Origin of the sequence: Citrobacter sp. MGH 55, assembly GCF_016906145.1 — a bacterium.
Lineage (GTDB): Bacteria > Pseudomonadota > Gammaproteobacteria > Enterobacterales > Enterobacteriaceae > Citrobacter_A > Citrobacter_A amalonaticus.
Genome location: NZ_CP070239.1, coordinates 2,344,657 through 2,357,048, shown reverse-complemented (window position 1 = coordinate 2,357,048; position 12,392 = coordinate 2,344,657). Strand labels below are relative to the sequence as shown.

The following is a 12,392-nucleotide window of genomic DNA, read 5'->3' as shown; positions in this document are numbered from 1 at the left end:
ACACCCATGATGCAGCAGTATCTCAAGCTGAAGGCCCAACACCCGGAGATTCTGCTTTTCTATCGCATGGGCGACTTTTACGAACTCTTTTACGACGATGCAAAACGGGCGTCGCAGTTGCTCGACATTTCGCTGACGAAGCGCGGTGCGTCTGCGGGCGAGCCCATCCCGATGGCGGGTATTCCCCATCATGCGGTCGAAAACTACCTCGCCAAGCTGGTCAATCAGGGTGAATCCGTCGCCATTTGCGAGCAAATTGGCGACCCGGCCACCAGTAAAGGGCCGGTTGAGCGTAAAGTCGTGCGTATTGTCACGCCGGGCACCAGCAGTGATGAAGCCCTGCTACAGGAGCGCCAGGACAATTTGCTCGCCGCCATCTGGCAGGACAGTAAAGGCTATGGTTATGCCACGCTGGACATCAGCTCCGGGCGTTTTCGTCTGAGCGAACCCGCCGATCGCGAAACAATGGCCGCCGAACTGCAACGGACCAACCCGGCGGAACTGCTGTACGCCGAAGATTTCGCGGAGATGGCTCTGATTGAAGGTCGTCGAGGATTACGTCGTCGCCCGCTGTGGGAATTTGAAATTGATACTGCACGTCAGCAGTTGAATTTGCAGTTTGGTACCCGCGATCTGATTGGCTTTGGCGTTGAAAACGCGCCGCGCGGACTTTGCGCCGCTGGCTGCCTGTTGCAGTACGTCAAGGATACCCAGCGCACTTCCCTGCCGCATATTCGCTCTATCACCATGGAGCGGCAGCAGGACAGCATCATCATGGATGCCGCGACGCGCCGCAATCTGGAGATCACCCAGAATCTGGCCGGGGGCATGGAGAACACGCTGGCCGCCGTGCTCGACTGCACCGTGACGCCGATGGGCAGCCGTATGCTCAAACGCTGGCTGCATATGCCGGTACGTGATACGAAAATCCTGACAGAACGTCAGCAAACCATTGGTTCATTACAGGATGCAACCAGTGAACTGCAGCCCGTGCTGCGCCAGGTGGGCGATCTGGAACGTATTCTTGCGCGTCTGGCACTGCGTACCGCGCGTCCGCGCGATCTCGCTCGCATGCGCCACGCTTTCCAGCAACTGCCGGAACTGCGTGCGCAACTGGAATCGGTGGACAGCGCCCCTGTACAAATGCTGCGCGAGAAAATGGGCGAATTCGCCGAACTGCGGGAACTGCTGGAACGAGCGGTCGTTGACGCTCCCCCGGTTCTCGTTCGTGATGGTGGTGTTATTGCGCCGGGCTACAACGAAGAGCTTGATGAGTGGCGCGCCCTGGCAGACGGTGCGACCGACTATCTCGACAGGCTGGAAATCCGTGAGCGCGAGCGTACCGGGCTGGACACGCTGAAAGTCGGCTTTAACGCGGTGCACGGTTATTACATCCAGATTAGCCGTGGGCAGAGCCACCTCGCACCAATCAACTACGTCCGTCGCCAGACGCTGAAAAACGCTGAGCGCTACATCATCCCAGAACTCAAAGAGTACGAAGATAAAGTTCTGACCTCCAAAGGCAAAGCGCTGGCGCTGGAAAAACAGCTCTATGATGAACTGTTCGACCTACTGCTACCGCATCTGGCGGATCTGCAACAGAGCGCCAGTGCGCTGGCGGAACTCGATGTACTGGTGAATCTGGCCGAACGCGCGTACACGCTGAACTACACCTGCCCAACCTTCAGCGATAAGCCAGGTATTCGTATTACCGAGGGCCGCCATCCGGTGGTGGAGCAGGTCCTGAATGAGCCGTTTATCGCCAACCCGCTCGACCTCTCACCACAGCGCAGAATGCTGATCATTACCGGACCAAACATGGGCGGTAAAAGTACCTACATGCGCCAGACCGCGCTGATTGCCCTGCTGGCCTATATCGGTAGCTACGTACCGGCGCAGAAGGTGGAGATTGGTCCTGTCGATCGTATCTTTACCCGTGTAGGCGCGGCGGACGATCTGGCCTCCGGGCGCTCCACCTTCATGGTAGAGATGACCGAAACGGCCAACATTCTGCACAACGCCACTGAGAACAGCCTGGTGCTAATGGATGAGATTGGCCGCGGGACATCCACTTACGATGGCCTATCGCTGGCGTGGGCATGTGCGGAAAATCTGGCGAATAAGATCAAAGCGCTGACGCTGTTCGCGACGCACTACTTCGAGCTGACACAGTTGCCGGAAAAAATGGAAGGCGTAGCCAACGTCCATCTCGACGCGTTAGAGCACGGCGATACCATTGCCTTTATGCATAGCGTGCAGGACGGTGCGGCCAGTAAGAGCTACGGCCTGGCGGTCGCAGCGCTGGCGGGCGTTCCGAAAGAGGTGATCAAACGTGCGCGACAGAAACTGCGCGAACTGGAGAGCATTTCACCCAACGCGGCGGCAACACAGGTGGATGGCACCCAGATGTCGCTGCTGTCCGTTCCCGAAGAGACCTCTCCTGCCGTTGAAGCACTGGAAAATCTCGACCCGGATTCGCTAACGCCCCGTCAGGCGCTGGAGTGGATCTATCGGCTGAAGAGTCTGGTGTAAGAAAAAGGCCCGATGCCGCTTTGCGTATCGGGCCACATATTAACGGTACTTTTCCCAGGTCGGATAAGGCCTCAGCCGCCATCCGGCACTCCGTCAGCGCTTATCTTCTGTCAGCAGCGGCGGAATAGTGGGTACCATCGGCACCTCATCGATATCTTTCTGCGTCATACGAAACGCCTGCGGGTAGTGTTCGCGGCTGGTACGACGTAGCGGCTCCGTATCACGCCAGGTGTACAGGCAATGTTGGCACTGATACACCGTCCAGACGCCTTTCACTGGCGAGGTCGCCATCACTTCAATATGTTCATCAGCACAACGTGGGCAAATCATCTGAGGCTCCTTATTTACGGTTGGCCAGCATGGCAGTCAGCTTTTCAGCCCAGGCTTTGGTTTCCGGGAGATCGCACACCGGCTGGCTATAGTGACCACGGTTATCCGGCGCAACGGGCGTGGTGGCGTCGATAATCAGCTTATCGGTGATCCCCGCCGGACTTGAGCCCGGATCCAGTTCCAGTACTGACATATTCGGTAGCTGAACCAGATCCCCCGCCGGGTTGACTTTCGACGACAGCGCCCACATCACCTGCGGCAGGTTGAACGGATCGACATCTTCATCCACCATAATTACCATCTTCACGTAACCCAGCCCGTGTGGCGTGGTCATCGCACGCAATCCCACCGCTCGCGCAAAACCACCGTAGCGTTTTTTGGTCGAGATAATCGCCAGCAGGCCGTGGGTATACATGGCGTTAACCGCCTGCACTTCCGGGAACTCCGCTTTTAGTTGCTGATACAGCGGAACGCAGGTGGCCGGCCCCATCAAATAGTCTATTTCTGTCCACGGCATACCGAGATAAAGGGATTCAAAAATCGGTTTACTGCGATACGACACCTTATCAATACGCACAACCGTCATATTGCGACCACCGGAATAGTGGCCGGTAAACTCGCCAAACGGCCCTTCAATTTCACGTTTGCGGCTTTCAATCACCCCTTCCAGGATCACCTCCGATCCCCACGGCACATCAAACCCGGTCAACGGGGCGGTGGCGATGGGATACGGGCTTTCGCGTAGCGCCCCCGCCATTTCATATTCGGACTGATCGTACTTCAGCGGTGTCGCCCCCATCAGCGTGATGATCGGATCGTTACCCAGGGTGATAGCGATCGGCAGATCCTCGCCGCGCTCTTCCGCCTTATGCAGATGCAGCGCGATATCATGCATCGGTACCGGTTGCAGGCCCAGCTTACGCTTGCCCTTCACTTCCATTCGGTAGATACCGACGTTCTGCTTGCCGAAGTTGTCCGGGTCGAGCGGATCGCGGGAGACTACGCAGGCTTTATCCAGGTAAAATCCGCCATCGCCGTCGTTCAGGCGAAACAGCGGCAGAATATCGAACAGGTTAATCGCTTCGCCATCGACACTGTTTTCCGCCCATGCCGGATTCGCGCGGCGTTCCGGGGTGACCGGGAACTTATCCCAGCGACGAATAAACTCATCTATCTGCTTTTTCACTGGCGTATTCGGCGGTAAGCCCAATGAAATGGCATGATTTTGCCAGGAGCCGATGGTATTCATCGCCACACGCGCGTCGGTAAAACCACGAATATTATCGAACCATAGCGCCGGTGCGCCGTCGCCAATACGGCCAGTGGCGTTGGCAGCCGCGGCCAGATCCGGCTCCGCATTCACCTCTTCACTGATTTTCAGCAATTGTCCCTGGTCGTCGAGCGCCTGCAAAAAGCTGCGCAAATCATCAAATGCCATTATTCATTCTCCTGTGAAAAATTCTGTGCCTGCGCTAATCCCTGCCAGCGACGCGCATGCGGGTGCTCCAGCGCAAACTGGTCCAGTACGCGGGCCACGATGTGTTGCGTAATATCATCAACGGACTGTGGATGGTTATAGAACGCAGGCATGGGCGGCACTATCGCCACGCCCATGCGTGAAAGCGCGAGCATGTTTTCGAGATGCACCGTACTGAGCGGCATTTCACGCGGCACCAGAACCAACTTGCGCCCTTCTTTCAGCACCACGTCGGCAGCGCGTCCCACCAGACCGTCGGCGTAGCCTGCGCGTATTCCAGCCAGGGTTTTCATGCTGCAAGGAATAACGATCATGCCGTCGGTACGAAACGAACCTGACGAGATGGTCGCCGCCTGATCCGCCGGGCTGTGGCAAAAATCGGCCAGTCCGACAACATCGCGCGCACGGTATGGCGTTTCCAGTTCAATGGTGGTTTTGGCCCATTTCGACATCACCAGATGCGTTTCCACATCCGGCATCTTCCGCAGCGCCTGCAACAGTGCTACACCCAGCGGCGCTCCCGTTGCCCCGGTCATCCCCACAATCAGTCTCATTCATCACTCCACAAATTGTTCGTATACGAACAATTAATATAAATTACCCCTGTAAAACAGCGACGACAATAGCGCCCGTTTTTTTCCGCACGTATTGCTTAAGATTTCCTCGTTAAAAAACGCGGTGTTACCCGTTATGATAGGAGACATGATTTTTAGCCTGGAGTTTTCATGGAGTTACGGAATAAAGCGTTTCACCTGTTACGCCAGCTGTTCCAACAACATACGGCGCGTTGGCAGCATGCGTTGCCGGATCTGACTAAACCACAGTACGCGGTGATGCGTGCCATTGCGGAATGTCCCGGCATTGAACAGGTTAATCTGATGGAGGCCGCCGTCAGTACCAAAGCGACGCTGGCAGAAATGCTAAGCCGAATGGAAAAACGTGGGCTGGTGAGGCGTGAAAACGATCCGCTGGATAAACGTCGCCGCTTCGTTTATCTGACCCCTGAAGGAGAAGCCTTGCTGAAGGTAAGCATGCCGTTGGGAAATCGGGTGGATGAGGAGTTTCTGGGACGGTTGAATGACGAAGAACGCGCGCAATTCGCCCTGCTAATCAAGAAAATGATGCCTGATTAACAAACCTGAGTAAGCATGAAAATGCTCCCGTCTGCCTTCACCCGCAAAAACACAGCGTAGTCAGCCAGAAAGAAGAAGGCCAGCCTCAAAGAGGCTGGCCTTTCTTGTTAGAACGGTGCTTACTCGCGGAACAGCGCTTCGATATTCAGCCCTTGAGTCTGCAGAATTTCACGCAGACGGCGAAGGCCTTCAACCTGAATCTGACGAACACGTTCACGAGTCAGACCGATTTCGCGGCCCACATCTTCCAGTGTTGCAGCTTCATAACCCAGCAGACCGAAACGACGTGCCAGCACTTCACGCTGTTTGGCGTTCAGTTCGAACAGCCATTTGACGATGCTCTGTTTCATATCATCATCTTGCGTGGTGTCTTCCGGACCGTTCTCTTTCTCATCGGCCAGGATATCCAGCAACGCTTTTTCGGAATCGCCACCCAACGGGGTGTCTACCGAGGTAATGCGCTCGTTTAGACGAAGCATACGGCTAACGTCATCAACCGGTTTATCCAGCTGTTCTGCAATTTCTTCCGCGCTCGGTTCGTGGTCCAGTTTATGGGACAACTCACGCGCGGTACGCAAATAAACGTTCAGCTCTTTAACGATGTGGATCGGCAGTCGAATGGTACGGGTTTGGTTCATGATAGCCCGTTCAATCGTCTGGCGAATCCACCAGGTTGCGTATGTGGAGAAGCGGAACCCACGTTCCGGGTCAAACTTCTCAACGGCACGGATAAGCCCCAGATTGCCCTCTTCAATCAGATCCAGCAACGCCAGACCACGATTGCCATAACGGCGGGCAATTTTCACCACCAGACGCAGGTTACTTTCAATCATCCGACGGCGTGAGGCGACATCTCCACGCAGTGCGCGACGCGCAAAATACACTTCTTCTTCGGCCGTTAACAGTGGCGAATAACCAATCTCACCAAGGTAAAGCTGAGTCGCGTCCAACACACGCTGTGTGGCCCCCTGCGATAACAGCTCTTCTTCAGCCAAATCGTTATCACTGGGTTCCTCTTCAACTAAGGCTTTTTCGTCAAAAACCTCAACTCCGTTCTCATCAAACTCCGCATCTTCATTTAAATCATGAACTTTCAGCGTATTCTGACTCATAAGGTGGCTCCTACCCGTGATCCCTTGACGGAACTAGCAAGTGTCAGCCTGGTTCCGTCGCTTTATCGCTGCGGTAAATAACGCAGCGGGTTTACGGATTTCCCCTTGTAACGAATTTCAAAATGCAAACGTGTAGAACTGGTTCCGGTGCTACCCATCGTCGCTATTTTTTGTCCTGCCTTCACTTCTTGTTGTTCCTGGACCAGCATTGTATCGTTATGAGCGTAGGCACTCAGGTAATCATCGTTGTGTTTGATGATAATAAGATTACCGTAACCGCGCAGTGCGTTACCGGCATAGACCACGCGCCCATCGGCGGTCGCGATAATAGCCTGTCCCTTACTGCCTGCAATGTCGATCCCTTTATTGCCCCCCTCGGAAGCCCCAAAGTTCTCGATCACTTTGCCGTCAGTCGGCCAGCGCCATGTGGAGATTGGCGAACTGGTAGACGAACTGCTTGCTGTCGATTCGGTTGCGCTAACTGCTGGAGCCGTTACAGGTGCTGTGACCACAGTCCCAGCAGGCTTGTTGTTCGGCAACATTTTGTTAGCACTTTGTTCACCTGAATCCTCAGAATACGTAATTGTCGGTTTCGACGCAACAGCGATGGCGGAATTTTGTGCAGGTCTGGTCACAACTCCTTGCTCTGCCGCGTCGGCCTGAGTTATCGCATTACCGCCGGTAATTGGCGCACCCGATGCGTTACCCACCTGCAGCGTTTGTCCGACATTCAGAGCATACGGGGCCTGAACGTTGTTGCGTTGCGCCAGGTCACGAAAATCGTTCCCGGTGATCCAGGCGATATAAAAAAGCGTATCGCCTTTTTTAACGGTGTACGTACTGCCACCGCTGTAGCTACCTTTCGGAATATTCCCATACTGGCGATTGTAGACAATACGTCCGTTTTCCATCTGCACGGGTTGCTCGGCGACGGGCTGAACATGCGTCGGTTGTGTCGTCGGACGTTGCACCGGTTGAATTTGCGGTGTCTGCGGAGCGGACGTCGTCGTCCCCATCTTCGGCGGCGGCGTAATCAGCATGCCAGAACTGGTATTCGTCGGAGCATTACCATTGACTGAGCTTACCGGCGCAGGTGGATTCGATGAATTTGAACAACCCGCCAGCCATAGCGAAACCAGTGACAGTGCCGCAATGCGGCTAACGGTGAATTTTGGGCTTCCCGCGCTCATTTATCCCCCAGGAAAAATTGGTTAACAACCAGTGACGTATAATCGTGCAGACAGCAAATGGGCACTGGAAAATGTGACCACGATACGCTGACCAGTTCCAAAAACTCCAGGAAAATTCCAGGTATTCGGAACCGCTTTTTACGCGAGTTCCCCTTTAACTAAGGGAACAAAACGTACCGCCTCCACGGTGTCGATAATAAATTCGCCGCCCCGACGACGCACCCGTTTCAGAAACTGATGCTCGTCACCCACGGGCAAGACGAGAATGCCACCTTCATCCAGTTGCGTCATCAACGCGGTCGGGATTTCCGGCGGTGCTGCCGTCACAATAATAGCGTCAAATGGCGCGCGTGCCTGCCAGCCTTGCCAACCATCACCGTGACGAGTTGAAACATTGTGTAAATCGAGTTGTTTCAGGCGGCGACGCGCCTGCCATTGCAAACTTTTAATACGTTCGACGGAACAAACCTGCTGTACCAGGTGCGCCAGTATCGCCGTCTGATACCCGGAACCCGTGCCAATTTCCAGCACCCGCGACTGCGGCGTCAGTTCGAGGAGTTCGGTCATTCGCGCCACCATATACGGCTGCGAAATCGTCTGCCCCTGACCTATCGGCAACGCGATATTGTCCCAGGCTTTATGTTCAAACGCTTCATCAATAAATTTCTCACGCGGCACCGCGGCCAGGGCATTAAGCACCTGCTCATCGCGAATCCCCTGTGCGCGCAGTTGATCAAGAAGCGTTTGTACGCGTCTGCTTACCATTGCGTGCCAACTCCCACGCTCTCTAACCAGTCGGAAACCACATCATGCGCGCTGTGCGCGGTTAAATCTACATGCAACGGCGTAATGGACACGTAACCGTCGTCCACTGCCGCAAAATCGGTATCAGGCCCGGCGTCGCATTTGTCGCCCGGTGGGCCAATCCAGTACAGCGTGTTGCCGCGCGGATCTTCCTGTGGGATCACTTTGTCTGCGGGATGACGACTGCCGCAACGCGTCACGCGAATGCCTTTGATCTGCTCCAACGGTAAATCGGGCACGTTGATATTGAGGATCCGCCCGGTACGCAGCGGTTCACGCCGCAGGGCGCGTAAGATCCGACAGGTGATGGCCGCTGCGGTCTCATAATGCTGGTGCCCGTCTAACGACACGGCAAGCGCCGGAAAGCCAAGATGTCGCCCTTCCATTGCCGCCGCGACGGTGCCGGAATAGATAACGTCATCCCCCAGGTTGGGGCCGGCATTAATTCCCGAGACCACGATGTCCGGACGCGGGCGCATGAGTGCATTGACGCCCAAGTATACGCAGTCAGTGGGTGTGCCCATCTGCACGGCGATATCGCCGTTCTCGAAAGTAAACGTCCGGAGAGAGGATTCAAGCGTCAGCGAATTTGACGCACCACTGCGGTTCCGATCCGGGGCGACGACCTGTACATCAGCAAACTCCCGCAGGGCTTTCGCCAGCGTTTGTATACCGGGCGCGTGGACCCCATCATCGTTACTCAGCAATATGCGCATAATCACCCATTGTGTTGATCAGTTCCCTCACAACGCTGGTGGCGAAGCTCCCCGCCGGCAGCCAAAAACGTAACTCGACGGTGACATCATCCCACCAGTTCCAGCTTAATTGCTGCGGATAGAGCAGCATCGCTCTTCGCGACGCCTCAACTTTTTCACGCAGCAGCAGCGACTGCAACGCGGTCTCCTCGGCAATCGCGGACTGTTCGAACGCCAGCGCATCCCGCTGGGTTCCCCACTCGCCGCTGCCGGGAAGCGAAGCCGTCACCATCAGTTCTTTTTCATCGACACGATGCTGTAATTCCGCCCGTTCTTCTTGCGTGGCGACAAACCAGCTTCCGCGTCCCGCTAATTGTAGCGCATCGCCGTCAACAACTTGATTAAAGTCTGTTTTTTTCAGACGCTCGCTGACAATTTGATTAAACAACGCACTGCGGGCCGCCGACAACCAAAAACTGCGTTTATTGCGATCCCTGACCGGTGCATCGCTTTGCGCCCAGCGCAGCGCACCTTGCAGATTGCTGCCGCCGATACCAAAACGCTGAGCGCCGAAATAGTTCGGTACGCCGCCAGCGTTTATCGCTTGCAGACGGGATTCCACTTCATCACGATGACTGATTTCCCGTAGCACCAGCGTGAACGCATTGCCTTTCAGCGCGCCTAAACGTAGCTTGCGTTTGTGACGCGCATATTCCAGCACCTTGCAACCTTCAAGCTGGAAAGCGCTCAGGTCGGGCATCTCTTTGCCTGGTACGCGCGCGCACAGCCACTGTTCGGTGACCGCATGCTTATCCTTTTGCCCGGCAAAACTCACTTCACGGGCATGAATTTTCAGAAACTTCGCCAGCGCGTCAGCCACAAAACGGGTGTTGCAGCCGTTTTTAAGAATACGCACCAGAATGTGTTCACCTTCGCCATCGGGTTCGAAACCTAAATCTTCGACCACCACAAAATCTTCCGGACTGGCTTTCAGCAGACCGAAGCCTTGCGGCTTACCGTGGAGATAAGTGAGATTTTCAAACTCTGTCATTTCGCGGCCTTAATGAGTAACGCCACCGCTTCGCAGGCAATCCCTTCCCCACGCCCGGTAAAACCGAGTTTTTCCGTGGTGGTGGCCTTCACGTTCACATCATCCATGTGACAACCGAGGTCTTCAGCAATAAACACTCGCATTTGCGGGATGTGCGGCAGCATCTTCGGCGCCTGAGCAATAATGGTCACATCGACGTTGCCCAGGGTGTATCCTTTTGCCTGGATCCGACGCCAGGCTTCACGCAACAGCTCACGGCTGTCTGCGCCTTTAAACGCCGGATCGGTATCCGGAAACAGCTTGCCAATGTCACCCAGTGCCGCCGCGCCAAGCAGCGCGTCGGTGAGCGCATGCAGCGCGACATCGCCATCAGAATGCGCCAGCAGCCCCTTTTCATAGGGAATACGCACACCACCAACGATAATGGGGCCTTCCCCGCCAAAGGCGTGTACGTCAAAACCGTGTCCGATTCGCATTATGCTTTCTCCTGGTGAATTATTTGGGTCAGGTAAAATTCAGCCAGCGCTAAATCTTCCGGACGGGTTACTTTGATATTATCAGCCCGTCCTTCAACAAGCTGTGGATGGAAGCCGCAATATTCCAGCGCCGAGGCTTCATCGGTGATCGTCGCCCCTTCATTCAGTGCGCGTGTCAGGCAGTCATGCAGCAGCTCGCGAGGGAAAAATTGCGGCGTCAGCGCGTGCCATAAATCGTTACGTTCGACCGTATGGGCGATGGCGGTTTTGCCCGGCTCTGCGCGTTTCATCGTGTCGCGCACCGGTGCGGCAAGGATCCCGCCAGTACGACTGGTTTCGCTAAGCGCCAGCAGACGTGCTAAATCATCCTGATGTAAGCAGGGACGCGCCGCATCATGCACCAGCACCCATTCGGCGTCTCCGGCGGCCTGCAATCCGGCCAGCACAGAGTCTGCACGTTCATTTCCCCCGTCCACGACGGTAATTTGCGGATGCTGCGCCAGAGGGAGCTGGGCAAAGCGGCTGTCGCCAGGGCTTATTGCGATGATCACGCGGGTCACCCGGGGATGCGCCAGCAGCGCAAAGACCGAGTGTTCGAGAATGGTTTTATTGCCGATCGAGAGATATTGCTTCGGACATTCCGTTTGCATACGGCGGCCAAATCCGGCCGCCGGCACCACGGCGCAAACATCCAATAAAGTGGCTGCCATGTGATTTCCTGGGCTGGTTTAACGAGTATTTTGCCCCGCAGTTTGCGCGCGTTTAGACGCGTCGGGCACCAGGCGATAAAACGTTTCGCCCGGCTTAGTCATGCTGAGTTCGTTGCGTGCACGCTCCTCGATAGCCTCCTGACCGCCATTGAGATCGTCAATTTCGGCAAACAGCTGATCGTTACGTGCTTTAAGTTTGGCGTTCGTCGCCTGCTGCGCCGCCACGTCATCATTGACGCGACTGTAATCATGTATGCCGTTCTTACCGAACCACAGTGAATACTGTAGCCAGACCAGTAAAGCCAGCAACAGCAGCGTTAGTTTACCCATCCTGCCCCCTGAAAAACGGCATCATCCTCCCATACTTCCGCAAACAACACGACGTTTGCAGACGGGAAAGCCGCAACAACGCGGGCAAATGTACCACAATTGCCCTTTATAACGTATACCCAGAACCCTGAGAACATCATCTCATTGTTAGTTACGGTTTGAATTATGGACAGCCGTCGCGCTTTAGCCCAGCAACCACATAAACAGTGCGCCGAACATTGCGCAAACGGTCAGCAGCGTTGCAACAATGCTGTAGCGCAATTTGCCGTTGAGCAGGGAATGCAGCGCGATACCCACAACCACCGCAACGGGCATCAACGCCAGGAAGAAAGGCCAGGTGTAGATGAAGAAAAACAACGTGTTAGGGCCATACACCAGAAAGGGGATCCCCAACGCCAGCAGCCATGACGCGAAACCCACCACCGCGCCCGGTAGCGACCAGGTGGTTTCGTCATCTGTAGCAAACGCGTCTGTCGTTGTGAGTGTGATGTTCTGGCTATTACGCATAGTGAATCCTGTAACCTTGACTGACCGTACACAGCGGTCAGGTGT

Annotated in this window: 14 protein-coding genes; 2 read left to right on the top strand and 12 right to left on the bottom strand. The window is 55.4% G+C overall.

From position 1 onward, the window contains the following. Window positions 1-2,532: DNA mismatch repair protein MutS (gene mutS, locus JTI98_RS09545; protein ID WP_216082188.1), on the top strand; the 2,532-nt coding region annotated here is incomplete at its 5' end. A 93-nt stretch (window positions 2,533-2,625) separates the two neighbouring features. On the opposite strand, the gene JTI98_RS09540 is transcribed toward mutS, so the two are convergent. The 3 genes from JTI98_RS09540 to JTI98_RS09530 are packed head-to-tail and all read right to left on the bottom strand — an operon-like array spanning window position 2,626 to window position 4,893. Beyond that, window positions 2,626-2,862 carry a non-oxidative hydroxyarylic acid decarboxylases subunit D gene (locus tag JTI98_RS09540; RefSeq protein ID WP_200016636.1) on the bottom strand — a complete coding sequence of 79 codons (237 nt, stop codon included), beginning with the start codon at window positions 2,860-2,862 and terminating at the stop codon, window positions 2,626-2,628. 10 nt (window positions 2,863-2,872) lie between these two features. Beyond that, window positions 2,873-4,300, bottom strand: coding sequence for a non-oxidative hydroxyarylic acid decarboxylases subunit C (locus JTI98_RS09535; RefSeq protein WP_042999547.1), 1,428 nt, complete (start codon window positions 4,298-4,300; stop codon window positions 2,873-2,875). Further along, entirely contained in the window at window positions 4,300-4,893 is a 594-nt protein-coding gene (locus JTI98_RS09530) for a non-oxidative hydroxyarylic acid decarboxylases subunit B (RefSeq protein ID WP_216082187.1), read from the bottom strand. Before JTI98_RS09530 ends, JTI98_RS09535 begins: the two co-directional genes overlap by 1 nt. A 171-nt stretch (window positions 4,894-5,064) precedes the next feature. On the opposite strand from JTI98_RS09530, the gene JTI98_RS09525 reads away from it, so the two are divergent. Then, entirely contained in the window at window positions 5,065-5,472 is a 408-nt protein-coding gene (locus tag JTI98_RS09525) for a MarR family winged helix-turn-helix transcriptional regulator (RefSeq protein WP_044255027.1), read from the top strand. Between the two features lie 119 nt (window positions 5,473-5,591). On the opposite strand, the gene rpoS is transcribed toward JTI98_RS09525, so the two are convergent. From rpoS to JTI98_RS09480, 9 genes are all read right to left on the bottom strand, one after another. Next, complete coding sequence (gene rpoS / locus JTI98_RS09520; RefSeq protein WP_000081550.1) at window positions 5,592-6,584, bottom strand: RNA polymerase sigma factor RpoS; 993 nt, start codon at window positions 6,582-6,584, stop codon at window positions 5,592-5,594. 62 nt (window positions 6,585-6,646) lie between these two features. Then, entirely contained in the window at window positions 6,647-7,723 is a 1,077-nt protein-coding gene (gene nlpD / locus JTI98_RS09515; RefSeq protein WP_371811929.1) for a murein hydrolase activator NlpD, read from the bottom strand. Between the two features lie 189 nt (window positions 7,724-7,912). After that, entirely contained in the window at window positions 7,913-8,539 is a 627-nt protein-coding gene (gene pcm / locus JTI98_RS09510; protein ID WP_042999543.1) for a protein-L-isoaspartate O-methyltransferase, read from the bottom strand. Beyond that, window positions 8,533-9,294: a 5'/3'-nucleotidase SurE gene (gene surE / locus JTI98_RS09505; RefSeq protein ID WP_042999542.1), complete on the bottom strand. Its 762-nt coding sequence runs from the start codon at window positions 9,292-9,294 to the stop codon at window positions 8,533-8,535. The genes pcm and surE overlap by 7 nt, the downstream gene beginning before the upstream one ends. Continuing rightward, window positions 9,275-10,324: a tRNA pseudouridine(13) synthase TruD gene (truD, locus tag JTI98_RS09500; protein ID WP_044268948.1), complete on the bottom strand. Its 1,050-nt coding sequence runs from the start codon at window positions 10,322-10,324 to the stop codon at window positions 9,275-9,277. The genes surE and truD overlap by 20 nt, the downstream gene beginning before the upstream one ends. Then, entirely contained in the window at window positions 10,321-10,800 is a 480-nt protein-coding gene (gene ispF / locus JTI98_RS09495) for a 2-C-methyl-D-erythritol 2,4-cyclodiphosphate synthase (protein WP_042999540.1), read from the bottom strand. The genes truD and ispF overlap by 4 nt, the downstream gene beginning before the upstream one ends. Continuing rightward, entirely contained in the window at window positions 10,800-11,510 is a 711-nt protein-coding gene (gene ispD, locus JTI98_RS09490) for a 2-C-methyl-D-erythritol 4-phosphate cytidylyltransferase (RefSeq protein WP_044329180.1), read from the bottom strand. Before ispD ends, ispF begins: the two co-directional genes overlap by 1 nt. 18 nt (window positions 11,511-11,528) lie before the next feature. Next, a complete protein-coding gene (ftsB, locus tag JTI98_RS09485; RefSeq protein WP_042288707.1) occupies window positions 11,529-11,840 on the bottom strand; it encodes a cell division protein FtsB in 312 nt (103 codons plus the stop codon). 183 nt (window positions 11,841-12,023) lie between these two features. After that, complete coding sequence (locus JTI98_RS09480; protein ID WP_042999538.1) at window positions 12,024-12,347, bottom strand: DUF3561 family protein; 324 nt, start codon at window positions 12,345-12,347, stop codon at window positions 12,024-12,026. Window positions 12,348-12,392 lie beyond the last annotated feature (45 nt).

Coding starts and splice junctions, on each gene's coding strand:
- JTI98_RS09540 (WP_200016636.1), bottom strand. CDS start 2,862: ATGATTTGCCCACGTTGTGCTGATGAACATATTGAAGTGATGGCGACC.
- truD (WP_044268948.1), bottom strand. CDS start 10,324: ATGACAGAGTTTGAAAATCTCACTTATCTCCACGGTAAGCCGCAAGGC.
- ftsB (WP_042288707.1), bottom strand. CDS start 11,840: ATGGGTAAACTAACGCTGCTGTTGCTGGCTTTACTGGTCTGGCTACAG.
- rpoS (WP_000081550.1), bottom strand. CDS start 6,584: ATGAGTCAGAATACGCTGAAAGTTCATGATTTAAATGAAGATGCGGAG.
- pcm (WP_042999543.1), bottom strand. CDS start 8,539: ATGGTAAGCAGACGCGTACAAACGCTTCTTGATCAACTGCGCGCACAG.
- ispF (WP_042999540.1), bottom strand. CDS start 10,800: ATGCGAATCGGACACGGTTTTGACGTACACGCCTTTGGCGGGGAAGGC.
- surE (WP_042999542.1), bottom strand. CDS start 9,294: ATGCGCATATTGCTGAGTAACGATGATGGGGTCCACGCGCCCGGTATA.
- JTI98_RS09535 (WP_042999547.1), bottom strand. CDS start 4,300: ATGGCATTTGATGATTTGCGCAGCTTTTTGCAGGCGCTCGACGACCAG.
- JTI98_RS09480 (WP_042999538.1), bottom strand. CDS start 12,347: ATGCGTAATAGCCAGAACATCACACTCACAACGACAGACGCGTTTGCT.
- JTI98_RS09530 (WP_216082187.1), bottom strand. CDS start 4,893: ATGAGACTGATTGTGGGGATGACCGGGGCAACGGGAGCGCCGCTGGGT.
- ispD (WP_044329180.1), bottom strand. CDS start 11,510: ATGGCAGCCACTTTATTGGATGTTTGCGCCGTGGTGCCGGCGGCCGGA.
- JTI98_RS09525 (WP_044255027.1), top strand. CDS start 5,065: ATGGAGTTACGGAATAAAGCGTTTCACCTGTTACGCCAGCTGTTCCAA.